Source organism: Enterobacter cloacae complex sp. ECC445 (assembly GCF_021892025.1).
Taxonomy (GTDB): domain Bacteria; phylum Pseudomonadota; class Gammaproteobacteria; order Enterobacterales; family Enterobacteriaceae; genus Enterobacter; species Enterobacter chengduensis.
In genome coordinates this window covers 18,181-41,526 of the sequence record NZ_JAKLRZ010000002.1, presented here as the reverse complement: position 1 = coordinate 41,526, position 23,346 = coordinate 18,181, and the positions used below count along the sequence as shown (strand labels likewise).

Genomic DNA, 23,346 nt, shown 5'->3' with positions numbered 1-23,346 from the left:
TCCTTCAAGCGACAGGTATAGTTTTCGATGTGGCAATTTACGGATTTATGATTTGCGTCCCCTTAATCTTACTTATTTTTAAAAAGGTGAGATGATGAATAATAAATTCTGGATCAGGTGGGGATGTATCGCGCTGATCTGCGTAGCGTATTATGTTATCGTGCTGTATTTCGATCTGGTCTTCGCTGTTAACTTCTCAGAAACCGTGAGCCAAGGATGGGATTTTACGCCCTCTCAGCTAACGTCGTTTGTTATTGAGCTATCGCAAAACCACTCTGATTCAGCGTTAGCCTCTATTGTTGGTTTCGCTGTCTGCGTCCCTCTTATCCTGCTCATCTTCAAGAAGGTGAGATGACCGCCAAAGGCTGGAGACTTCCAGCTTTTTCCCTTTCCCCGAATTTAGTCTACAGAAGCCATAAAACTCGTGGTGATACACACGGACGAAACAACCCTATCGGCACAGAGGTTGATAGCCTGCCAGAGAATGAAAAACGGTGTGCATAAAAGATGGTATTTAAAGTGCTGCTAAAGCTGTCACACAAAATAATGAATGCCACTCACGCCAACAACTCAACACCTTGATAAATAATGATTTGTTATTTATCTTGCGCGCCTCACAGGCGTCGAATCAGGTCAAAACAGGGCCGCGCCCTGCTTTGATGGCCGCGTAGTATATCTGCTTATACCGTTACAAGAAAGGCTTTACATCGCCCACGCCTTCTCGAATCACTTCCGGTGCATCTTCGGTTAAGTCGACCACGGTGGTCGGCTGCTGGCCGAGATAACCGCCGTGAATAATCAGCTCGACGACCTTCTCGAGACGATCTTTGATCTCTTCCGGATCGGACTCGGTAAACTCGCTCCCCGGCAGCATCAGCGAGGTCGAGAGCATCGGTTCGCCGAGCGTTTCCAGCAGCGCCTGCGCAATCGGATTAGACGGTACGCGCATGCCGATGGTTTTACGCTTTTCCTGCAGAAGACGGCGCGGAACCTCTTTCGTCCCTTTCAGGATGAAGGTGTAGTTACCCGGCGTGTTGTTCTTAATCAGGCGAAACGCCACGTTATCCACATAAGCATAGGTCGACAGCTCGGAGAGATCGCGGCACATCAGCGTAAAGTTATGGCCGTCCGGCAGCTGACGAATACGGCAGATGCGTTCCATTGCCCCTTTATCTTCAATTTTGCAGCCCAGCGCGTAGCCTGAATCGGTCGGGTAGACAATTACGCCGCCTTTGCGGACGATCTCCACGGCCTGGTTAATCAGACGCGGCTGCGGGTTATCCGGATGGATATAGAAAAACTGACTCATACTTCCCTCTCTTCAATTTGCTGCGGCTGTTCCCAGAGCTGCCAGACCGGCTCAACGCCAGCGGGCAACCAGAGCTTGCGCCCCAGTTCGATCCAGGCGCAGGGCTGATGGAAATCAGACCCCTGTGACCCAAGCAGGCCGAACTGGCGGGCATAGGTCGCGAGCTGCGCGCGCTCGTTGGGCGCCTGCTGACACTGGGCGACTTCCATCGCCTCACCGCCGCATTCGGCAAAGTGCGCCAGCAGCCTTTTCAGCCATTTAGCAGAAAGATTATACCGCCCCGGATGGGCCAGCACGGCCTTACCGCCAGAATGATGAATCACATCAATAGCTTGTTTTATTGTACACCACTGTGGCGGAACGTATCCGGTTTTCCCGCGTGCCAGATACTTTTTAAAGACATCCGCCATGGTCGTCGCTTTGCCCGCTTCGACCAGAAAACGGGCGAAATGACCGCGCGTGACCGCCCCGCCGTTCGCCATCTTTTGCGCGCCTTCCAGCGCGCCCGGAATATGCGCCTTTTCGAGACGCTCGCCGATCATCTCTGCACGCTGGTTGCGCCGCGTTTTTTGTTCTTGCAAAAATGCCGTAAGTGCCGGATGGTCTATATCGATGTTCAGGCCAACGATATGAATCTCATGGTTTTCCCAGACGGTCGAGATCTCGACGCCGGACACCAGATTCAGCGCCAGCCCGCTGCGGGCAATCTCAGCGCGGGCCGCCGGAATGGCATCGGTCGTATCGTGATCGGTTATCGCCAGCGTGCCGACGCGCATTTCAACGGCACGATGAACCAGGGCTTCGGGTGTCAGCAGGCCATCAGAGGCCTGAGTATGGCTGTGTAAATCATAAATAATGGCGTAGGTGGTATCGCTCAAAGCACTTCCCATAGCAGGTTGGAGACATCCGAAAACACCATGATACCGACTTAACGCTAAATTCTGAAATCAAGGGTTGACAACACGCCATCGAACTAGTTAACTAGTACGCAAGTTCACACGAGAAAGGTATCTGAAAATGACAGCACATTTCACTCTGCACGGCTGGTGGCGTACTTCCTGATCGTCGGGCAGTGTCACGCGTCTGCGAAATGTAAACAGATACCCGCCCGCTACCCAGCGGGCTTTTTTTTGAACAGAATAAATGAGAACACCAACATGCAAACAGCCAAACCTCATCTCGAACTGCTGACCTGCGAGGCGGCCTATCGCCACAACCCCACCGCGCTGTTTCATCAGGTGTGCGGGGCACGTCCGGCAACGCTGCTGCTGGAGTCTGCGGACATCGACAGTAAGGACGATCTCAAGAGCCTGCTGCTGGTCGACAGCGCGCTGCGCATTACCGCTTTAGGTGACACCGTCACCATTAAGGCGCAGTCAGACAATGGCGCCTCGCTGCTGCCGCTGCTGGATGCCGCCCTGCCTTCAGGCATTGAAAATGAACGTCATCCAGAAATGCGCATTCTGCGCTTCCCGCCCGTGAGCCAGCTGCTGGACGAAGACGCCCGCCTATGCTCGCTGTCCGTGTTCGATGCCTTCCGTCTGCTGCAGAACCTGGTGACCGTGCCGGAAGACGAGCGTGAAGCGATGTTCTTTGGCGGGCTGTTTGCTTACGACCTGGTCGCCGGATTTGAAGATTTACCGGAAACCGAGCTGGGCAATCGCTGCCCGGACTATTGTTTCTATCTGGCCGAAACCCTGCTGGTGATCGACCATCAGAAACAATCCACCCGCATCCAGGCGAGCCTGTTCACCCCTTCGACGGCTGAGAAAAATCGCCTTGAGCACCGCATCGCGCAGCTTCAGCAGCAGATGACGGAAGCGCCCCCTGCGCTGCCGGTACAGCGCGTGGAGCAGATGACGTGTGAGGTTAATCAGACCGACGATCAATACGGGGCCGTGGTTCGCCAGATGCAAAAAGCGATTCGCGCCGGGGAAATTTTCCAGGTGGTACCGTCCCGTCGCTTCTCGCTGCCCTGCCCGTCGCCGCTGGCGGCCTATGACGTGCTGAAAAAGAGTAACCCAAGCCCGTACATGTTCTTCATGCAGGACAACGAGTTCACGCTGTTTGGCGCCTCGCCGGAAAGCTCGCTGAAGTACGACGCCACCAGCCGTCAGATTGAGATCTACCCGATTGCCGGAACCCGTCCACGCGGACGTCGCGCCGACGGCTCGCTGGATCGCGATTTGGACAGCCGCATTGAACTGGAAATGCGTACCGACCATAAAGAGCTCTCCGAGCACCTTATGCTGGTTGACCTGGCGCGTAACGATCTGGCCCGTATTTGCACCCCGGGCAGCCGCTACGTGGCGGACCTAACTAAAGTCGACCGCTATTCGTTCGTGATGCACCTGGTCTCTCGCGTGGTTGGCGAGCTGCGCCACGACCTCGACGTGCTGCACGCCTACCGCGCCTGCATGAACATGGGCACCCTGAGCGGTGCGCCGAAAGTACGCGCCATGCAGCTGATTGCAGCGGCCGAAGGACGCCGTCGCGGAAGCTACGGCGGCGCAGTGGGCTACTTCACGGCCCACGGTGACCTCGATACCTGCATCGTGATCCGCTCCGCCTATGTCGAAGACGGCATCGCTACCGTCCAGGCGGGTGCCGGAATTGTTCTTGATTCTGTTCCGCAGTCTGAAGCTGACGAAACGCGCAGCAAAGCCCGTGCGGTCCTTCGCGCCATTGCAACCGCACATCATGCACAGGAGATTTTCTGATGGCTGACATTCTGCTGCTCGATAATATCGACTCCTTTACCTATAACCTGGCAGATCAGCTGCGTGCGAATGGCCACAACGTTGTTATCTACCGCAACCACGTCCCGGCGCAGACCCTAATTGAGCGTCTGGCAACCATGCAAAACCCGGTGCTGATGCTCTCCCCCGGCCCCGGTGCGCCGAGCGAAGCGGGCTGTATGCCCGAGCTGCTGACGCGCATGCGCGGCAAGCTGCCGATTATCGGCATCTGTCTTGGTCACCAGGCGATCGTGGAAGCCTACGGCGGCTACGTCGGTCAGGCGGGCGAGATCCTGCACGGTAAAGCCTCCAGCATTGAACATGACGGCCAGGCGATGTTTGCCGGGCTGCCGAACCCGCTTCCGGTTGCGCGCTACCATTCGCTGGTCGGCAGCAACATTCCTGCCGGATTGACCATTAACGCCTCGTTTGAAGGGATGGTGATGGCGGTGCGTCACGATGCGGATCGCGTCTGCGGTATGCAGTTCCACCCGGAATCGATCCTGACCTCCCACGGCGCTCGCCTGCTGGAGCAGACGCTCGACTGGGCGTTACAGAAGCTGGAGCAGACCAATACCCTGCAGCCGATACTGGAAAAACTGTACCAGGCGCAGACACTGAGCCAGCAGGAGAGCCACCAGCTCTTCTCCGCCGTGGTGCGCGGCGAGCTGAAGCCTGAACAGCTGGCGGCAGCCCTTGTGAGCATGAAGGTGCGCGGCGAAAGCCCGCAGGAGATCGCCGGTGCCGCCACGGCCCTGCTGGAAAATGCCGCCCCGTTCCCGCGTCCGGACTATCCGTTTGCGGATATCGTCGGCACCGGCGGCGACGGCAGCAACAGTATCAATATCTCCACCGCCAGCGCCTTCGTGGCGGCGGCGTGCGGGCTGAAGGTCGCGAAACACGGCAACCGCAGCGTGTCCAGCCGGTCAGGCTCGTCAGACCTGCTCGCCGCGTTCGGTATTAATCTCGATATGAACGCCGAGCGCTCCCGCGAAGCGCTGGATGACCTGGGCGTCTGCTTCCTGTTTGCGCCGAAGTATCACACCGGTTTCCGCCACGCGATGCCGGTTCGTCAGCAGCTTAAAACCCGCACGCTGTTTAACGTGCTCGGCCCGCTAATCAACCCGGCGCATCCGCCGCTGGCGCTGATTGGCGTTTACAGCCCTGAGCTGGTTCTGCCGATTGCCGAGACGCTGCGCGTGCTGGGTTACCAGCGTGCCGCCGTGGTGCACAGCGGCGGTATGGATGAGGTTTCTCTTCATGCGCCAACGCTGGTAGCCGAACTGCGCGACGGAGAAATCCTGAGCTATCAGCTGGACGCTGCCGACTTCGGCCTGACGCCGTATCACCAGGAAGCGCTGGCTGGCGGTACGCCGGAAGAAAACCGTGACATTCTGACGCGCTTATTACAAGGTAAGGGTGAGGTCGCACACGAGGCCGCCGTGGCTGCCAACGTCGCCATGCTGATGCGTTTGCACGGTGAGGAAGACCTGAAGGCCAACGTTCAAAAAGTTCTGGATGTACTGCGCTCCGGTGCAGCTTACGATCGCGTTACCGCACTTGCGGCAAGAGGGTAAAGAATGCAGACCGTTTTAGCGAAAATCGTTGCCGATAAGGCCATCTGGGTGGAAGCCCGCAAGCAACAGCAGCCGCTTGCCAGTTTCCAGAATGACGTCGTCCCGAGCAGCCGTCGTTTCTATGACGCCCTGCAGGGCGCACGCACCGCCTTTATTCTGGAGTGCAAAAAGGCCTCTCCGTCAAAAGGCGTTATTCGTGACGATTTCGACCCGGCGCGTATTGCCGGTATTTACAAGCATCATGCGTCAGCCATCTCCGTGCTGACGGATGAAAAATATTTCCAGGGCAGCTTCGATTTTCTGCCGATCGTCAGCGGCATCGCGCCGCAGCCGATCCTGTGCAAAGACTTTATTATCGACCCGTACCAGATCTGGTTGGCGCGTTTTTACCAGGCCGACGCCTGCCTGCTGATGCTCTCGGTGCTCGACGACGAGCAGTATCGCCAGCTTTCTGCCGTAGCGCACAGTCTGAACATGGGCGTGCTGACCGAAGTAAGCAACGAAGAGGAACTTGAGCGCGCGATTGCGCTTGAAGCCAAAGTGGTCGGCATTAATAACCGCGATCTGCGCGATCTGTCGATTGACCTGAACCGCACGCGCCAGCTGGCGCCGCGTCTGGGTCCGGGCGTTACGGTCATCAGCGAATCCGGCATTAACAGCTACGCCCAGGTGCGCGAGCTGAGCCACTTCGCCAACGGTTTCCTGATTGGCTCCGCCATGATGGAGCATGACGATCTCAACGCCGCGGTGCGTCGCGTGCTGCTGGGGGAAAACAAAGTCTGCGGCTTAACCCGTGAACAGGATGCGCAGGCTGCGTATGAGGCCGGGGCGATTTATGGCGGGCTGATCTTCGTGGATTCCTCACCTCGCGCGGTCAGCGAAGAGCAGGCGCGTAAGGTCATCTCAGCGGCTCCGCTGAGCTACGTGGGCGTTTTCCGCAATGCCGATATTGAAGACGTTGCGGCAAAAGCCGACGCGTTATCCCTGAGCGCGGTACAGCTCCACGGCAGTGAAGACCAGATCTACATCGATGCCCTGCGCGCCGCGCTGGCACCACAGGTGCAAATCTGGAAAGCGCAAAGCGTTGGCGATACGTTGCCTCCGCGTAACCTGAACCACGTGGATAAATACGTCCTCGATAACGGCCAGGGCGGCACCGGCCAGCGTTTTGACTGGTCGCTGCTGAACGGCGAAAAGCTGGACAACGTCCTGCTGGCGGGCGGATTAAGCCCGGATAACTGCGTAGAAGCCGCTAAAACCGGCTGTGCAGGCCTCGATTTCAATTCAGGCGTAGAGTCCCAACCGGGTATCAAAGATGCCAGCAAGCTGGCCTCGGTTTTTAAAACTCTGCGTGCATATTAAGGAAGAGAAGATGACGACATTACTAAACCCGTATTTTGGTGAGTTCGGCGGGATGTACGTCCCGCAAATCCTGATGCCCGCGCTGCGCCAGCTGGAAGAAGCGTTTGTCAGCGCGCAGAAGGATCCTGCGTTTCAGGCGGAATTTACCGACCTGCTGAAAAATTACGCCGGTCGTCCTACCGCGTTGACCAAATGCCGCAACCTGACGGAAGGCACCAAAACCACGCTGTATCTGAAGCGTGAAGATCTGCTGCACGGCGGCGCGCATAAAACTAACCAGGTGCTGGGCCAGGCGCTGCTCGCGAAGCGTATGGGCAAAACCGAAATTATCGCCGAAACCGGTGCGGGACAGCACGGCGTGGCCTCTGCCCTTGCCAGCGCTCTGCTCGGCCTGAAGTGCCGCATCTATATGGGGGCGAAGGACGTTGAGCGTCAGTCGCCAAACGTCTTCCGTATGCGCCTGATGGGGGCGGAAGTGATCCCGGTGCACAGCGGCTCCGCGACGCTGAAAGATGCCTGTAACGAAGCGCTGCGCGACTGGTCCGGCAGCTACGAAACCGCGCACTACATGCTCGGTACCGCGGCGGGCCCGCACCCGTTCCCAACCATCGTGCGCGAATTCCAGCGCATGATCGGGGAAGAGACCAAGGCGCAGATCCTCGAAAAAGAGGGTCGCCTGCCGGATGCGGTCATCGCCTGCGTCGGCGGCGGGTCTAACGCCATCGGCATGTTCGCAGACTTTATCGACGACACCAGCGTGGGTCTGATTGGCGTCGAGCCTGCCGGTCACGGCATTGAATCCGGCGAGCACGGCGCGCCGCTGAAGCATGGCCGCGTGGGGATCTACTTCGGCATGAAGTCTCCAATGATGCAAACTGACGAAGGCCAGATTGAAGAGTCTTACTCCATTTCTGCCGGTCTCGACTTCCCGTCCGTCGGGCCACAGCACGCCTATCTGAACAGCACCGGTCGCGCGGACTATGTCTCCATTACCGATGACGAAGCGCTGGAAGCCTTCAAAACGCTGTGCCGCAGCGAAGGGATTATCCCGGCGCTGGAGTCTTCACACGCGCTGGCGCACGCGCTGAAAATGATGAAAGACAATCCGGAAAAAGAGCAGCTGCTGGTGGTGAACCTTTCCGGTCGCGGTGACAAAGATATCTTCACCGTTCACGATATTCTGAAAGCACGAGGGGAAATCTGATGGAACGCTACGATAACGTATTTGCAGAGCTGAAATCCCGCCAGGAAGGCGCCTTCGTTCCCTTCGTGACGCTGGGCGACCCGGGGCCGGAACAGTCGCTGAAGATTATCGACGCCCTGATTGAGGCCGGTGCCGACGCGCTGGAGCTGGGTATCCCGTTCTCTGATCCGCTGGCAGATGGCCCGACCATCCAGAACGCCACCCTGCGCGCGTTTGCCGCGGGCGTGACGCCGACCCAGTGCTTCGAAATGCTGGCGGCGATTCGCCAGAAGCACCCAACCATTCCGATTGGCCTGCTGATGTACGCCAACCTGGTGTTTAACCGCGGTATCGATGAATTTTACGCCGAGTGCGCGCGCGTCGGCGTTGACTCGGTCCTGGTGGCTGACGTACCGGTTGAAGAGTCCGCACCGTTCCGCCAGGCCGCGATGCGCCACAACGTTGCGCCGATTTTCATCTGCCCGCCAAACGCGGATGACGCGCTGCTGCGCCAGATAGCCTCTTACGGGCGCGGTTATACCTACCTGCTCTCCCGCGCAGGCGTGACCGGTGCCGAGAATAAAGCCGCCCTGCCGCTGCATCATCTGGTGGAAAAGCTGGCGGAGTACCATGCCGCACCGCCGCTGCAGGGCTTCGGGATTTCATCCCCGGATCAGGTCGCCGCGGCGATTGACGCAAAGGCGGCGGGTGCCATTTCCGGCTCTGCGATTGTGAAGATCATCGAAAAGAACGTGGACAAGCCCGAGCAGATGCTGGCCGAGCTGAAAGCGTTTGTGACCGCCATGAAGGCGGCGACGCGTAAAGCCTAACCCCCTCACCGTCTGGCAGCGCTGCCAGACGGTTACCCTCTTTTATTACACTTCCTTTTGATTTTACAGCTTTTCACTCCGTTGAAATTAACAGAACATAAATACTGAATTGCACTTTTCACCAGATTAGAATAAAAAGAAGCTGACGACATAGCGTCATGTGGTGCAGCGGGGCTAAAAAATCTTCCAATTTTCAGGGAATTAAATGAGTTACATCATCTCGACGATAATAAAAAGCAATGCTAGAATGGCCTCGGGTTCAGGCAAAGCCTTCTAATTCTTTCTATACAAATATCCGTAAGGTTTGAAGATGGATTTATACTTTTCGATTTATTTAGTTTTCACATGCTTAGCATTGGCAATTGTGATTTTTAGCCTACCGCTATTCAAATTTATAGATGAAGATACTGAACCGACAAGGTCAAACAGTATAGATGGTATGAGATACGTCCTTGCCTCATTTGTCATATTTCATCACATGGATTGTGCTTACACATATATTAAAAAAGGCAATTGGGCCCCAACATCAGACTTGTTGCTCTATTTTGGTAGGTATGGGGTTGCTTTATTTTTTATGATTACAGCTTTTTTATTTTGGGGGAAAATTAGAAAAATAAATGAAGTGGATTGGATTGAGTTATATAAAAAACGCCTTTACAGAATTGCACCGTTATCCATATTTTGCTCCTTAGCGGCTCTATGCTTACTTTTGTTATTAACCGAACGAAAAGAATTTTCTCTTAGTGTAATAAGCAACGCGCTTTCCTGGTTTGATTTAGGACTCTGGAATGACAAACCGCCGATCACTACTTTCCAGTATCCTTTTATGGCTCTGGCTGGGGTGACGTGGACATTGCGCTGGGAATGGATTTTCTATTTTTCTCTTCCGTTGTTGTATATGTTCAAAAAATGGTCGTTTGAATTAACCATTTTCCTTTTTGCCTTCTCCGTATATTTTCTTCCAGGCTTTACGAATGATTCATCTTTGTGGTCTTATTTTTTTGCCGGAATGTTATGCCGGGAAATCAAGGATAGAATAATCATAACAAAAAAAATGGCCAACGCCGCTCTGATTTGCACGGTTCTTATAACTCTGTTAGCGCAACCTGCACTTTATGGTTCTTCAGAGAAACTATTCCTCTGCGCAATATTTTTTTCTGTTATTTCCGGCGCGAATATTTTTGGTTTTTTAATTACCAAAGCAGCCATTCGTCTCGGTGCAATAAGCTACAGTTTATATTTGACACAAGGGTTAATCTTATTCCCTCTAATCCTATACTTCAAAACAAACAATGAACCAGAGTTAAATGTTCATACCTTTGTGATCTTAGTCTTATGTTATATTGCAATATGCATTCTATCTTCCATTACTTACCACTTTATTGAAAGACCTTTCATAAAGAAAATGAGCATCGGTAGCATAAAAAAAGCATACGCGAAATAATCATCTCCGGCGCGTAGGCGCCGGAAGTTAAAATCATTATTATATAACTTATAGATATTTTTTTGATATTCCTTTAAAACGTATTCCTGCCCCCTGAGATTTAAGGTCACTGCCCTCTCAGGCGTTAGTCCCACTTTGTAGTATCGATGACCTTATTTCCCGATTTCCCCCCAGTTATCTCACAATGCTGCGCCTTAACTCACAAGGAAATTGGCCTCAATTTGTTACATCACTCCCTCCGGGGGTAATCCTCAAACATCTTGCACGACAGAGACGTGCAACAAAGATCGTGAAAAGTGAATAGAACAAGCTTGAAAGTAAATGGCGGGAATATGCGGTTTACAGTGAGTTGCAGGTTTTTGATGACTGAGGTCATAAAAGGTGTATATAATTGGAAAATATTTTTTGAGAGCTTTTAGATATTGAGAAAAAGATATATATTCCAATCCGCTTAATTCACTAACCCCTTCTGAGTTCAGAGGCTTATTCATGTCATGGCAATCCTTCAAACAGACTTACCTGGTTAAGTTCTGGTCACCTGTCCCCGCCGTTATCGCGGCAGGCATTCTCTCTACTTATTATTTTGGCATTACCGGTACCTTCTGGGCCGTGACCGGTGAGTTTACCCGCTGGGGTGGACAGCTGCTGCAGCTCGCAGGCGTGCACACCGAAGAGTGGGGATACTTTAAGCTCATCCACCTCGACGGTACGCCGCTCACCCGCATCGACGGGATGATGATCATCGGCATGTTCGGCGGCTGTTTCGCGGCGGCGCTGTGGGCAAATAACGTCAAGCTGCGTATGCCTAAAAGCCACATCCGCATTCTGCAGGCGATTGTCGGCGGTATTATCGCCGGGTTTGGCGCCCGTCTGGCGATGGGGTGTAACCTTGCCGCCTTCTTTACCGGGATCCCGCAGTTTTCGCTTCACGCCTGGTTCTTTGCCGTCGCCACGGCAATCGGCTCTTACTTTGGCGCAAAATTCACCCTGCTGCCGCTGTTCCGCATTCCGGTGAAAATAACAAAAGTCAGCGCGGCGTCTCCGTTAACCCAGAGGCCCTCTCAGGCACGCCGCCGTTTCCGCCTCGGAATGCTGGTCTTTTTCGCCATGGTGGCATGGGCGCTCTGCACGGCCCTGAACCAGCCCAAACTCGGCCTGGCGATGCTGTTCGGCGTGGGTTTTGGTCTGCTCATTGAGCGCGCGCAGATCTGCTTTACCTCCGCGTTTCGCGATATGTGGATTACCGGCCGGACGATGATGGCGAAGGCGATCATTGCCGGGATGGCGGTGAGCGCCATCGGCATCTTCAGCTATGTCCAGCTAGGCGTCGAACCAAAAATCATGTGGGCCGGTCCAAACGCGGTGATTGGCGGCCTGCTGTTTGGCTTCGGGATTGTGCTGGCCGGCGGGTGTGAAACCGGCTGGATGTACCGGGCCGTTGAAGGTCAGGTGCATTACTGGTGGGTGGGCCTGGGAAATGTTATCGGCTCGACGATCCTGGCCTACTTCTGGGATGATGTTTCTCCGGTACTCGCAACGAGCTGGGATAAGGTGAACCTGCTGAGCACCTTCGGTCCCCTCGGCGGCCTGCTGGTCACCTATGCCCTGCTGCTTATTGCTTTTTTACTGGTTGTCGCACAGGAGAAACGCTTCTTCCGTCGCGCAGACGTCAAAACTGAAACGCAGGAGAACGCTGCATGAAAGAGATCGTACCTGACTATCGCCTCGATATGGTCGGTGAGCCTTGTCCTTACCCGGCAGTGGCTACCCTTGAAGCGCTACCGCAGCTAAAAAAAGGGGAAATTCTGGAAGTGGTGAGCGACTGTCCGCAGTCCATCAACAACATTCCGCTGGATGCGAAAAACCACGGCTACACGGTGCTGGATATCCAGCAGGACGGGCCAACCATTCGCTATTTGATTCAAAAATAAGAAAAAGATATGCGCCCCACCGGGGGCGCATTGAACGGACGGGATTAGAAACGATACCCCGCAGAGAACATAAACACCCACGGATCCAATCTCGTGTTGATGCTTTGCTGGTCACCGTTATGCTTGAAGCGTACGTCCGTATCAATATCCATGTACCAGACTGAGGCGTTAATCAGCCAGTCTCGGTTAATCAGATAATCCAGACCAACCTGCCCCGCCATACCCCACGAATCTTTCAGGCTGAGGTCCGTCAGACCGGCCGCTTTACCGGTATCGTTAAACTTCTCATCAAAGAAGGTGGTGTAGTTCACACCCGCGCCAATATAAGGACGCACCTTGCTGCTTGCGTCGCCAAAGTACCATTGCGCCATCAGCGTTGGCGGTAAATGGTGAACCGTGGCGATATCACCGGTCGGCCCGAGACCCACGCGATGACGGAACGGCGTTGCCGCCAGAAGCTCAACACCTACGTTATCCGTCGCCATATAGGTGAACGTTAAACCTAACTGGGTGTTATTACTGACGTTAAAACCGCCCATCCCCAGCACGTTATCCGATCCTTCCGTTGGGCGAACCGTTGCCGAACCGGCACGGATAAAGAATTCGCCTGCTTCATGCGCATACGCGCCGCCAGAGAGACTGCTTAATACAAGGGCTGCCACCGCTAATTTTTTCATATCCGCTCCATCGTTGTGGTTTTAATCGCGGATGAGAATATACTCACAAAAGAGTAATAAGTGATCTGTCACAGATCACATTAAAACCAGTAACTTAACATTCATTGATCTGGGTTAATTTTTTGTGGCGCATTGAAAAGCAGTAAGTTGTTTCCATGTCAATTTTTGGTACTTCACGGTTACAAATTTTTCCCTTTTCCCCCTCTTGCTCTTCCTCTGGCGGCTGGCTAATTTATCGCTCTCACAAGTTGATTTGATGCGTTCTTCTTTTGCAGGTGTGCCATGAGTGATATGAACCCGTGCATGACGTGCGGAGCCTGTTGTGCGTATTTTCGAGTCTCTTTCTACTGGGCCGAAGCCAGCGATGGCGGCGGTACCGTTCCGGTTCATCTAACCGAGCCGTTGACACCCTTTTTGCGCTGCATGAGCGGCACGAACCAAAAGCAGGCCCGCTGCGTCGCGCTGCAGGGCGAGCCAGGGGTATCTACCCGATGTTCCATCTATGAGGATCGCCCCAGCCCGTGCCGGGAATTTGCCATGTCGGGGGAAGATGGGCAGGTCAACGAAGCCTGCAACCGCGCCCGCGCGCGCGTTGGATTACCGCCGCTTTACAAAGATATGCTTTTCCATACAAGCCTTGATGCTGCCACTGCAGGTGCATCCGGTGTACAATTGCCGGCTAATTAACACCTGCAATACTCAAGGAGAGTGCATGTCTATCACGGCGAAGTCTGTCTACCGTGACACGGGAAACTTTTTCCGCAATCAGTTCATTACCTTTTTACTGATCGCGTTGCTTTGCGCCTTTATCACGGTGGTGCTGGGCCATGCCTTCTCACCGAGTGATGAACAGATTGCCAGCCTGAGCCAGGGCGACCATCTTGCGGGTAGCGTGGGGTTGTTTGAGCTGGTGCAAAACATGACGCCGGAACAGCAGCAAATCCTGCTTCGCGCCTCTGCCGCGTCCACGTTCTCCGGTCTGATTGGTAATGCGGTACTGGCAGGCGGCGTTTTGCTGATGATTCAGCTGGTATCGGCGGGTCACCGGGTGAGCGCATTACGGGCGATTGGTGCCAGCGCGCCGGTCTTACCTAAGCTGTTTATCCTGATTTTTTTAACCACCATGCTGGTGCAGATGGGCATTATGCTGGTCGTGGTGCCGGGGGTATTACTGGCTATCGTGCTTTCCTTTGCGCCCGTGATGGTCGTGCAGGATAAGATGGGAATTTTTACCGCGATGCGCAGCAGTATCAGACTGGCATGGGCTAATATGCGTCTGGTGGCGCCTGCCGTGATCGGCTGGCTGCTCGCCAAAACGCTTCTGCTCCTGTTTGCGCCGAATTTTGCGGTATTAACGCCAAATGTGGGTGCGGTCGTGGCGAATACGTTGAGCAATCTGATCTCAGCGTTACTGCTGGTCTATCTGTTCCGCCTGTATATGTTAATTCGTCAGTAATCATGAGGCGGGGAGATTACCGTCCCCCGCCCCGTTCAGAAGATGGAATCACAGAATGAAGCAGTTTCTTGATTTTTTACCGCTCGTGGTCTTTTTCGCGTTTTATAAGTTGTATGACATTTATGCGGCGACCACGGCGCTGATCGTTGCCACCGCCGTGGTGCTGATCTACAGCTGGGTTCGCTATCGTAAAGTCGAAAAAATGGCGCTGGTCACCTTCGTGCTGGTCGCCGTGTTCGGCGGACTGACTTTGTTCTTCCATAACGATGAATTTATCAAGTGGAAGGTGACCGTCATTTACGCACTGTTTGCGGGCGCGCTGTTAATCAGCCAGTGGGTGATGAAAAAGCCGCTTATCCAGCGCATGCTGGGCAAAGAGCTGACGCTGCCGCAACAGGTCTGGTCCCGTCTGAATATCGCCTGGGCGGTCTTCTTTATTCTCTGCGGTCTTGCCAATATCTATATCGCCTTCTGGCTACCGCAGAATATCTGGGTCAACTTCAAGGTCTTCGGCCTGACCGCGCTGACCCTTATCTTCACGCTGTTAAGCGGCGTATATATCTACCGCCACATGCCGCAGGACGACAAGCACTGATTAACGACTGACCAGAACGTCGACAACGGACGTTCTGGTCTATTCTCACCGCCCACGAATCATAGTAGCATCCCGCCTGAAGTCTTCCGTTACGAGTTAAAACAATGACAACAACTAACGCCCCGCAGGGCGAACTGGTTTTACGCACACTGGCAATGCCCGCTGACACCAATGCCAATGGCGATATTTTTGGCGGCTGGCTGATGTCGCAGATGGATATGGGCGGCGCAATTCTGGCAAAAGAGATTGCTCACGGACGCGTGGTCACCGTGAGAGTGGACGGCATGACCTTCCTGCGCCCGGTTGCGGTGGGTGATGTGGTTTGCTGCTACGCGCGCTGCGTGAAGCGCGGTAATACCTCCATTTCCATCAACATCGAAGTCTGGGTGAAGAAAGTCTCTTCTGAACCTATTGGGCAGCGTTATAAGGCCACTGAAGCGCTGTTTATTTATGTCGCAGTGGACAGCGAGGGTAAACCTCGTCAACTTCCTCAGGCCTGATCGACAGGCAAAAAAAAGCCTCCTTTCGGAGGCTTCTCTTATTCCATCTGCGCCCCGCCGTTCAGGCGGAAAACGATATTGACGATCAATCCGCTCCCCGGCTTACCCGGCTCATAGCGCCATCTGCGCATGGCAGATTTCACCTCGCGCTCAAACATATTAGAAGGTTGCGCAGACAAGATTTCCACGTTATCCACGCGCCCATCCGCGGTCACGTCAAATTTCACCCGCACGCGGCCTTCAATACGTAAGGCCTGAGCTCGCGCCGGATACTGAGGCTGGTTGCGGCTTACGGCGCGCGGGCCCGCTGGCGCGGTGACCGTTGGCTTTGCCGTCGTTGCCGTATTGTTCATCATCGGACGTGAGGGCGCTGCGTTTTCGACCGGCAGGGTCGCGCGCGGCTCGACCGGACGTTCCTCGCGTTTCGGACGCTCCTCCACCTTTTTCACCGGCTTTGGCTTCGGCTTAGGTTTTGGCTTCGGTTCAGGTTTGTGGATCACCACCGGCGCTTCCTTCGGTGGTTCCGGAACGGGCTCGGGTTCTGGCTCCGGTTCAGCCACAGGCTGTGGCGGGGAAGGAGCAACCTGCGGCGGCTCAAGATCCGCTGGCGACACCATCGTCACGGAAATCGGCTGCGCGGGCGCGGGCATTTCAATAACCTGATGAACCGAGGTATACAGCAGACCCGCCACAACGGCACCGTGAATCACGACAGAAAGCAGCGTCGGCCAGGGAAAGCGGCGAGGTAAATCAAGGGTCATCGAAGTCATAATCATCAACGTTAAAAAACCGAACCCTGATTTTAAATGCAAATAGCAATCATATTCAATAAGACACTTTGTTCTGACGCAACTTTAGCGCCAGAGAGGCCAAAAAAGGCGCAGCCAGATCAGGGTATTAACATTGTTTTTATTTTACATTGCAGTCGTATGCCCTTTCACATAACGTAGCTGACACTTTTACCGGTTAAGGAGCTTCGCCGTGCTTTACGTGATTTACTCTGAAGATGTTGCAGATTCACTTGAGAAACGCCAGTCTGTCCGCCCTGCTCACCTGGCGCGTTTGCAGCTGCTCCAGGATGAAGGCCGTTTACTGACCGCCGGCCCAATGCCTGCTGTAGACAGCAACGATCCGGGTGCCGCCGGTTTTGCCGGTTCCACCGTTATCGCCGAGTTTGAATCTCAGGAAGCCGCTCAGGCGTGGGCCGATGCAGACCCGTACGTTGCAGCGGGTGTGTATGCGAAGGTAACGGTAAGACCGTATAAAAAAGTGTTTTGATGCAAAAAGGCTCCCGCAGGAGCCTTTTTATTATCAATAACTCACTGAAATAAAAGGAATTATTTCGAGTAACGTCCACAAACTGACCACATCGATACACAAAGCTCCGCACCTGCGGAGCTTAAACCGATTTTTGAATAGTTCACATGTAGAAGTCGAAAACCCGATATTTCTGGTACACTATAGAAGTCTGAGAAAGATTTCATATTGTAGTTTAATAATAGATAAACTTAATCACTAATTATAATTTACTAGGCATTTATAATAACTCTTCATTAAGGAATATATAGATGGCAAAAAAATGCAAAAAGAAAAGTCACCGCGGCCGATTACAGGCTCAGGGAAAGACACTTGAAGAGTCTGAAAAATGGAGCCGTGAAACACCACTTTCAGGCAAAAAAGCATTAGCCTTGCTTTCAGATCTAAAATTAAAAATCCCGCCTGCTGAACTTAACATACGATTAGGCGCATTTGCACAAGCAGAGAAAGATATAAATAGATGTATGGCCGCTAAAGGAGTTTCTGCTCAATACCCAAAATCCTACGTAGTTATCGGGACCAGACATGAAAGAGTAGATATTGAAGTTTTGGCCGGAAGAGCCTTTGTATAAACAGGTTGAAAACTAATGATCAATAACTTTGAAGACATTTATAAAGCGTCAAAACCAGAAAAAAATTTAAATTTCGCACATAGCTTCTGGCACTCTCTTGTATCGGGAGTTTTACTTGACAACAACCGCAGGTTAATTGAAAACTATTACTCACAACTCAGCTATCATTTTAATTTACCTCATTTACCTCATTTACCTACAAGTAATCGAGATTCTTATAAAGAAAGGAATAGCCTTATTCCATTAGAAATTATCACCCCTCCACAACGGGATGGAAACCCCATATTAAACTGTTTCTTACCAATTCAGCAACGTTCTATTCGTATAATCAATCTATCATCTCAAAGTGATTTCCTGCAATTAAGCACGTGGACAGATAAATCATTTCGTCGCCATTTAACTGGAGAGTTAGTTATCGCATTAGAACTGAATAAAACATCATATCAACTCTCCATCATTTTAATTTACCTATGGATTTCATTAAAACCAACAAATAAAGAAATGGAATATTTCCTAGATGAGTTCTGGTCAAAATTAGTTCAAGAAAAATCAAAAGACATTTCTTATTTCAACTAAGACAAATTCAACTAAGAGAGTTAAATCTCTTAGTTGAATTCTATTTATCAAAAAACGCAGCAATGTAAATATCATTTAATTATTGATTATCATCATTTTAAAATGATTAAAACTAAGACACCTTTGTTAAGATCGCATATTATTTGTCACGCAAGTACTCCACAAGCCACTTCATAATTTAATTTCCCACTCCAATCACTTGACAGTCTTTTATATAAATACAATGGAATGAACTCCTTTTCTAAAGGAGGTTGGTTTGAAAAACTTGATGGACCTTTAAAAACAACAGGATGCTTTCCCTCTTTCAAGTCATATTTACCAATCAAATCCACAAAATATAAATGGCATTCGTTGAGTTCATCCGTATGCAGTATTAAAGTATTTTTGTAAATTTCATTAACACAACTCAGATAATCACTAAGGACGTCTTTAAGATTTATAGATTCGGCATTAATGAACTCCGGATCATTCGCGAATTTTTTCCAATCATAACCACTTGACTTCAAAAGATTAGCATCTATATATGCACTCAAACCTTTAACTTCATCCCCTGTCATGATTACCTCAGCACTCGATACAGCAAGTGAATAATGCTGGGAATAATTTCTGAGCTCATAAGCTAGTCTATATGAAAATATAGTTTTGTGTAAAAAATTTCTTTTTTCATTCCAATTATTAATTATATTTTCGTCTGAAAACCTTTTTTTTATATATATTCCGCATATTGTTATGAAAGTTGTGAAGGAAACAATACAGTTAGTTACCAACTGATTTATTTTTTTTATTGCTTTTTGAAAATCATCACCAATTAGGTGAAGTTCTTTCCAGACATATAACGGTTGCTTATGATTTTCAAGAAACTCGCAAAGTTCAAGATAATTTTCATGAGCGGCCCACCAGGTTGTATGAATACCTTCTAAATCCCATAACACCTTGGTTTTATTTCGCATACAATTAAACCATTCTTCGGTTAGATTATGTGAAAATATCTCATAGTTCATTTCTCTCTTTTTACTTGAACTTATAGAACCCATTCGATATATAGTTGACATGAATATCTCTCTGTAACATACAAATATTGTCACCATTAATAAAAAAAGAAACACCTCAAACATTTTTACGAAATCAGAAAATCATTATCAATCACTCCCCACCCTTCCTTTCATAAACAAACAAAGATATATTTTCAATAAGTTACATAATATTTTATAACTTAAAACTTTAAACTTTAAATTTCTCTCATTTCAAGCAGCTTTCATCCAATTGATCTGTTGCTGTCCAAAAGTTGTCGGGTGCGGTGCCGCTGGCACCACCTCACCAGGTGAAACAATAAAACGCGAAAGGGTCTCGGTTGTGACAAAAGTACAGCTGCAGTTGATATTCTGGCACTGATGATACCGCTCCTTTGTGGTATCAGAAAAATATCGACTTGTGCGAGCATGAGCGGCGTGATGGCATTTTGGACAGTGGAACATGGTGAGCACCTTTTAACGATTCCGATGCGCTAATTTTAATCACTTTATCCATAAAAAACAAATAGATAATCCACATTTTCTATTCGATTTCTTCACTCTCATACTCAACATCTGACACCTTAACCTCAAGCTCTAAGCCCGTCGTGTAGCCGTTCCCGTTGAGATTATGCACCACCCGGCTGACTATCCACGCCTGATCGTCTATGACGCGCTTAAACCCTTTCACCGCAACTGGCGTTTCAGGATATAAATCTGCCCGGCCAATCGCTAGCGAGATTGAAAACTCCGCAACGCCTCGCTGCAGCTTGTCCCACTTCGCCTGAGCGGCGCGCATGGCCTGCGCCTTTGTCGCGTAGATGGTTGTAAGCTCCAGCACGTTGTTAGCCTCACCGGCCATGTACTCACCCTCGCGCGCTTCCTGCTCTTTTTGGGCTTTAATCTTTGCCGGGGCTTTTGTCGCTTTCGGGTGCTGCAGCGCGCGGAGGTGCTTCTCTTTTGGCTTACGCTTGAGCTTCACCTTTTGCTTTTGCGGCTTCGGGTATTTGGTGTGCAGCCATTTTGCCGACACGCCGGTGTTGGCTTCCCGGTCAGCCGAAACGGGCTATCTCACTCTTGAGGAAATTGACGCCTTACTTGCTGCGCTCTCAGGTGATAATCGTAAAATTGCGGTTTTGTGTTTGAGTACCGGGGCAAGATGGGGAGAAGCTGCGCGATTGAAGGCGGAGAACGTGATTCATAACCGGGTGTCTTTCGTTAAGACGAAAACCAACACACCGCGCACGGTCCCGATCTCTGATGACGTTGCGGCTTACGTAGTCGGCAAAACACGAGGCTTTCTTTTTCCTGAAGCCAGTTATGCTGACTTCAGGCGAATCCTCAAAGAAGTTAAGCCCGACTTACCGGCGGGGCAAGCAACACATGCGCTGCGACACTCTTTCGCCACGCACTTTATGATTAACGGGGGCAATATCATCACACTGCAGAGAATATTAGGTCATACGAAAATTGCGCAGACAATGGTCTATGCGCACTTCGCTCCTCAGTACCTGCAGGACGCGATTTCGCTTAACCCGCTGAAGGGTGCTAATGGTGGTAAGAGTGTCCACAATGTGTCCACACCCTAGCCGCTTTTTATGGCTTTTGGCTGCTAGTAGTAAAACGTGAAGCCTTGTCTGGCGCGGATTTCCAGCTACGCCAGACATTAAAAAGGCTCCCGCAGGAGCCTTTCATCAATCAATGCAGCGACGCTAATCTCGCCGCAAACCCGACGAACAGCAGCCCTATCAGCCCGTTCCCCAGCTTTGCCAGTTTCTTTTTGGTTTTCAGATAACGCGTGACAAACGCACCGGAGAAGATCAGGAAGCTCATGTACATAAAGCTTATCAACTCCAGCGTCGTCGCGAGGATCAGGAAAGAAGTGCCGGTGCTCTCCGAATTCACGTCAATGAACTGTACGAAGAACGATACGTAGAACAGAATCGCTTTAGGGTTGGTCAGGCTTAACACCAGCGAACGCTTCATGATCGTACTGGCAGGTTCGGGGCCGCTTTCATGAGCATTCTTTTGACGGTTCACCACCGACCAGAGCATTTTGCCCCCCAGCCAGAGCAGATAGAAAGCCCCGAGATAGCGCACGATATTAAATAGCACCGGCGTGGTCTGAATTAAGGCCGCAACGCCCGCCCAGGCCAGAAACATCAGAACCGCATCGCCAATGAATACGCCCGTGGCGGCAAGGTACCCTTTTTTAACGCCGTGCCCAATTCCGGTTTTGAGCACAAACAGGGTATTCGGCCCCGGGACCAGCACGATAAAAAATGCGCCGACAACGTACGTCCAGAAATTTAGTACACCAAACTCCGCAAACACCTCTCCCTCCTTTTGCTAAACACAACAGGAACAACGCTGCAAATACGCTATTCCCAAAAATCAGACCCTATAAAAATCAGCGGGCACCATTACGGTGCCCTCATGGTTTTCAGATATCCTGGACGGCGAACAGCAACGCGTTGCGGTGCCGGGTCAATCCACATTTTCTGATGGCGTGAATACGCATATTGCGGCGGGATTGTGCTTCCAGCCAACGAGCCTTGCGACGACTCACCTGTCGCAACATGCGCCAGCGCCCTACTTCAGTTCTACTGCGCTTCATGTCTACAACTCTTTCTCTAACACTATTTCTTTTAAAAGAAAGGCCATTATAAACCCAACCCGGCGGCAAACCAGCGCTTTTACCTGGCGTTTTTATTTGCCAGATGAATCCTGATGCGTACACTCATAACAATACGCTTTCAAAAGGATTTTTTATCTATGACAACCTTCTACACCGTGGTGAGTTGGCTGGTCATTCTGGGATACTGGCTGTTAATCGCGGGTGTGACCTTACGCATCCTGATGAAGCGCAGAGCCGTACCCTCTGCCATGGCCTGGCTTCTGATCATTTACATCCTCCCGCTGGTGGGAATTATTGCCTATCTCTCATTCGGTGAGCTTCATCTGGGTAAACGCCGCGCCGAGCGGGCCCGCGCCATGTGGCCTTCAACCGCGAAGTGGCTGAACGACCTCAAAGCCTGCAAACATATTTTTGCCGAGGAGAACAGCAGCGTCGCCTCCTCACTGTTTAAGCTGTGCGAACGCCGCCAGGGGATTGGCGGCGTTAAGGGCAATCAGCTGCAGCTGCTGACTTCGTCCGACGACGTCATGCAGGCCCTAATCCGCGATATTCAGCTGGCGCGTCATAATATCGAGATGGTTTTTTATATCTGGCAGCCAGGAGGAATGGCCGACCAGGTCGCTGAGTCCCTGATGGCGGCCGCGCGACGCGGTATTCATTGCCGCCTGATGCTGGACTCTGCGGGCAGCGTGGCGTTTTTCCGTAGCCCCTGGGCGGGCATGATGCGCAATGCCGGGATCGAAGTGGTCGAAGCGCTGAAGGTAAATCTTCTGCGCGTGTTTCTGCGCCGGATGGATCTTCGCCAGCATCGCAAAATGATCATGATCGATAACTATATTGCCTACACCGGCAGTATGAACATGGTTGACCCGCGCTTCTTCAAACAGGACTCGGGCGTTGGGCAATGGGTTGACTTGATGGCGCGAATGGAGGGGCCGATTGCCACCTCGATGGGCATCGTTTACTCCTGCGACTGGGAGATAGAGACCGGCAAGCGTATTCTGCCGCCCCCGCCGGACGGCAATATTATGCCGTTTGAAGAGGCCAGCGGTCACACCATTCATACCATTGCTTCCGGGCCGGGCTTCCCGGAGGATTTGATCCATCAGGCGCTGCTGACGGCAACCTACTCGGCGCGTGACTATCTGATCATGACGACGCCCTACTTTGTTCCCAGCGATGACCTTCTGCACGCGATCTGTACCGCGGCGCAGCGCGGCGTCGATGTGAGTATCATTCTGCCGCGTAAAAATGACTCCCTGCTGGTGGGCTGGGCCAGCCGGGCATTCTTTAGCGAGCTGCTGGCCGCAGGGGTGAAAATTTACCAGTTCGAGGGCGGGTTGCTCCACACCAAGAGCGTTCTCGTTGACGGTGAGCTGAGCCTGGTGGGCACGGTCAACCTGGATATGCGCAGCCTGTGGCTCAACTTTGAAATCACGCTGGTGATTGATGACGCCGGTTTTGGCGGTGACCTCGCGGCGGTTCAGGATGACTATATCTCCCGTTCGCGGCTGCTGGATGCCAGACTGTGGGTAAAACGTCCGCTGTGGCAGAGAATTGCTGAACGACTGTTTTACTTCTTTAGTCCGTTGCTGTAAAACGTGCCCAACGATGTTAAACAGGTAGTCATC

The 23,346-nt window shown here is 51.9% G+C and carries 26 protein-coding genes, 2 pseudogenes and 1 other annotated feature; of the genes and pseudogenes, 19 read left to right on the top strand and 9 right to left on the bottom strand.

Translation table 11 applies throughout. From position 1 onward, the window contains the following. Positions 1-91 precede the first annotated feature (91 nt). Positions 92-355: a hypothetical protein gene (locus L6R44_RS24910; protein ID WP_337249834.1), complete on the top strand. Its 264-nt coding sequence runs from the start codon at positions 92-94 to the stop codon at positions 353-355. A 333-nt stretch (positions 356-688) separates the two neighbouring features. Here L6R44_RS24910 and L6R44_RS01580 read toward each other — a convergent pair whose 3' ends face one another. After that, positions 689-1,309: an L-threonylcarbamoyladenylate synthase gene (locus tag L6R44_RS01580; protein ID WP_003856793.1), complete on the bottom strand. Its 621-nt coding sequence runs from the start codon at positions 1,307-1,309 to the stop codon at positions 689-691. After that, the gene (gene rnm / locus L6R44_RS01575) at positions 1,306-2,187 is read right to left on the bottom strand and encodes an RNase RNM (RefSeq protein WP_032640987.1); all 882 of its coding nucleotides are present in this window, start codon (positions 2,185-2,187) and stop codon (positions 1,306-1,308) included. The genes L6R44_RS01580 and rnm overlap by 4 nt, the downstream gene beginning before the upstream one ends. A 139-nt stretch (positions 2,188-2,326) precedes the next feature. Here rnm and trpL point away from each other — a divergent pair, with 139 nt between their 5' ends. The 9 genes from trpL to yedF all read left to right on the top strand — a co-directional run bounded on the left by trpL (position 2,327) and on the right by yedF (position 12,374). Further along, entirely contained in the window at positions 2,327-2,371 is a 45-nt protein-coding gene (trpL, locus tag L6R44_RS24960; protein WP_106993556.1) for a trp operon leader peptide, read from the top strand. Next, positions 2,348-2,441: a sequence feature (Trp leader region), on the top strand. It overlaps the preceding gene by 24 nt. Before the next feature lie 25 nt (positions 2,442-2,466). Beyond that, positions 2,467-4,029 (top strand): anthranilate synthase component 1, encoded by a 1,563-nt coding sequence (locus L6R44_RS01570; RefSeq protein ID WP_237423007.1) that lies wholly within the window; start codon positions 2,467-2,469, stop codon positions 4,027-4,029. Beyond that, positions 4,029-5,624 carry a bifunctional anthranilate synthase glutamate amidotransferase component TrpG/anthranilate phosphoribosyltransferase TrpD gene (trpD, locus tag L6R44_RS01565; protein WP_237423006.1) on the top strand — a complete coding sequence of 532 codons (1,596 nt, stop codon included), beginning with the start codon at positions 4,029-4,031 and terminating at the stop codon, positions 5,622-5,624. Before L6R44_RS01570 ends, trpD begins: the two co-directional genes overlap by 1 nt. A gap of 3 nt (positions 5,625-5,627) precedes the next feature. Further along, positions 5,628-6,986 (top strand): bifunctional indole-3-glycerol-phosphate synthase TrpC/phosphoribosylanthranilate isomerase TrpF, encoded by a 1,359-nt coding sequence (gene trpCF / locus L6R44_RS01560; protein ID WP_237423005.1) that lies wholly within the window; start codon positions 5,628-5,630, stop codon positions 6,984-6,986. A 10-nt stretch (positions 6,987-6,996) separates the two neighbouring features. Further along, positions 6,997-8,190: a tryptophan synthase subunit beta gene (gene trpB, locus L6R44_RS01555; protein WP_024907111.1), complete on the top strand. Its 1,194-nt coding sequence runs from the start codon at positions 6,997-6,999 to the stop codon at positions 8,188-8,190. Further along, complete coding sequence (trpA, locus tag L6R44_RS01550) at positions 8,190-8,999, top strand: tryptophan synthase subunit alpha (RefSeq protein ID WP_237423004.1); 810 nt, start codon at positions 8,190-8,192, stop codon at positions 8,997-8,999. Before trpB ends, trpA begins: the two co-directional genes overlap by 1 nt. A gap of 310 nt (positions 9,000-9,309) precedes the next feature. Further along, the gene (locus tag L6R44_RS01545; protein ID WP_237423003.1) at positions 9,310-10,443 is read left to right on the top strand and encodes an acyltransferase family protein; all 1,134 of its coding nucleotides are present in this window, start codon (positions 9,310-9,312) and stop codon (positions 10,441-10,443) included. 489 nt (positions 10,444-10,932) lie between these two features. Next, positions 10,933-12,144 (top strand): selenium metabolism membrane protein YedE/FdhT, encoded by a 1,212-nt coding sequence (yedE, locus tag L6R44_RS01540; RefSeq protein ID WP_237423002.1) that lies wholly within the window; start codon positions 10,933-10,935, stop codon positions 12,142-12,144. Next, positions 12,141-12,374, top strand: a complete 234-nt coding sequence (gene yedF, locus L6R44_RS01535) for a sulfurtransferase-like selenium metabolism protein YedF (protein WP_003856774.1) — start codon at positions 12,141-12,143, stop codon at positions 12,372-12,374. The genes yedE and yedF overlap by 4 nt, the downstream gene beginning before the upstream one ends. A gap of 44 nt (positions 12,375-12,418) precedes the next feature. Here the strand turns inward: yedF and ompW are convergent, their stop codons facing one another. Next, positions 12,419-13,051: an outer membrane protein OmpW gene (gene ompW / locus L6R44_RS01530; protein WP_237423001.1), complete on the bottom strand. Its 633-nt coding sequence runs from the start codon at positions 13,049-13,051 to the stop codon at positions 12,419-12,421. A gap of 282 nt (positions 13,052-13,333) precedes the next feature. Here ompW and L6R44_RS01525 point away from each other — a divergent pair, with 282 nt between their 5' ends. The 4 genes from L6R44_RS01525 to yciA all read left to right on the top strand — a co-directional run bounded on the left by L6R44_RS01525 (position 13,334) and on the right by yciA (position 15,602). Next, positions 13,334-13,738: a YkgJ family cysteine cluster protein gene (locus tag L6R44_RS01525; protein ID WP_023335964.1), complete on the top strand. Its 405-nt coding sequence runs from the start codon at positions 13,334-13,336 to the stop codon at positions 13,736-13,738. Positions 13,739-13,763: 25 nt separating this feature from the next. Continuing rightward, complete coding sequence (locus L6R44_RS01520) at positions 13,764-14,507, top strand: YciC family protein (protein ID WP_063409349.1); 744 nt, start codon at positions 13,764-13,766, stop codon at positions 14,505-14,507. A 55-nt stretch (positions 14,508-14,562) separates the two neighbouring features. Beyond that, positions 14,563-15,102 (top strand): septation protein A, encoded by a 540-nt coding sequence (locus L6R44_RS01515; protein ID WP_032641006.1) that lies wholly within the window; start codon positions 14,563-14,565, stop codon positions 15,100-15,102. A gap of 104 nt (positions 15,103-15,206) precedes the next feature. Then, positions 15,207-15,602, top strand: coding sequence for an acyl-CoA thioester hydrolase YciA (gene yciA, locus L6R44_RS01510; protein WP_008502796.1), 396 nt, complete (start codon positions 15,207-15,209; stop codon positions 15,600-15,602). A 38-nt stretch (positions 15,603-15,640) separates the two neighbouring features. Here yciA and tonB read toward each other — a convergent pair whose 3' ends face one another. After that, complete coding sequence (tonB, locus tag L6R44_RS01505) at positions 15,641-16,363, bottom strand: TonB system transport protein TonB (RefSeq protein ID WP_237423288.1); 723 nt, start codon at positions 16,361-16,363, stop codon at positions 15,641-15,643. Positions 16,364-16,583: 220 nt separating this feature from the next. Between tonB and L6R44_RS01500 the strand changes: the two genes are divergently transcribed. From L6R44_RS01500 to L6R44_RS01490, 3 genes are all read left to right on the top strand, one after another. Next, a complete protein-coding gene (locus L6R44_RS01500; protein ID WP_032641021.1) occupies positions 16,584-16,880 on the top strand; it encodes a YciI family protein in 297 nt (98 codons plus the stop codon). Between the two features lie 290 nt (positions 16,881-17,170). Then, complete coding sequence (locus tag L6R44_RS01495) at positions 17,171-17,491, top strand: hypothetical protein (protein WP_048998824.1); 321 nt, start codon at positions 17,171-17,173, stop codon at positions 17,489-17,491. A gap of 15 nt (positions 17,492-17,506) precedes the next feature. Further along, on the top strand, positions 17,507-18,067 hold the full coding sequence (locus L6R44_RS01490) for a hypothetical protein (RefSeq protein ID WP_237423000.1): 561 nt from the start codon (positions 17,507-17,509) through the stop codon (positions 18,065-18,067). 146 nt (positions 18,068-18,213) lie between these two features. On the opposite strand, the gene L6R44_RS01485 is transcribed toward L6R44_RS01490, so the two are convergent. From L6R44_RS01485 to L6R44_RS01475, 3 genes and pseudogenes are all read right to left on the bottom strand, one after another. Further along, positions 18,214-19,119 carry a hypothetical protein gene (locus L6R44_RS01485; RefSeq protein WP_237422999.1) on the bottom strand — a complete coding sequence of 302 codons (906 nt, stop codon included), beginning with the start codon at positions 19,117-19,119 and terminating at the stop codon, positions 18,214-18,216. Between the two features lie 192 nt (positions 19,120-19,311). Continuing rightward, complete coding sequence (locus L6R44_RS01480) at positions 19,312-19,542, bottom strand: DNA-binding transcriptional regulator (RefSeq protein ID WP_237422998.1); 231 nt, start codon at positions 19,540-19,542, stop codon at positions 19,312-19,314. Between the two features lie 79 nt (positions 19,543-19,621). Continuing rightward, a pseudogene (locus L6R44_RS01475) lies at positions 19,622-20,134 on the bottom strand (phage late control D family protein); the annotation flags it as partial. Position 20,135: 1 nt separating this feature from the next. Between L6R44_RS01475 and L6R44_RS01470 the strand changes: the two are divergent. After that, positions 20,136-20,666 (top strand): annotated as a pseudogene (locus L6R44_RS01470) (tyrosine-type recombinase/integrase); the annotation flags it as partial. Positions 20,667-20,775: 109 nt separating this feature from the next. Here L6R44_RS01470 and leuE read toward each other — a convergent pair. Together leuE and L6R44_RS01460 are read right to left on the bottom strand one after the other, a co-directional pair. Further along, positions 20,776-21,411, bottom strand: coding sequence for a leucine efflux protein LeuE (leuE, locus tag L6R44_RS01465; RefSeq protein ID WP_032641023.1), 636 nt, complete (start codon positions 21,409-21,411; stop codon positions 20,776-20,778). Positions 21,412-21,520: 109 nt separating this feature from the next. After that, complete coding sequence (locus L6R44_RS01460; RefSeq protein ID WP_086379783.1) at positions 21,521-21,694, bottom strand: YciY family protein; 174 nt, start codon at positions 21,692-21,694, stop codon at positions 21,521-21,523. A gap of 158 nt (positions 21,695-21,852) precedes the next feature. Here L6R44_RS01460 and cls point away from each other — a divergent pair, with 158 nt between their 5' ends. Next, on the top strand, positions 21,853-23,313 hold the full coding sequence (gene cls / locus L6R44_RS01455; RefSeq protein WP_237422997.1) for a cardiolipin synthase: 1,461 nt from the start codon (positions 21,853-21,855) through the stop codon (positions 23,311-23,313). Positions 23,314-23,346: the final 33 nt, after the last annotated feature.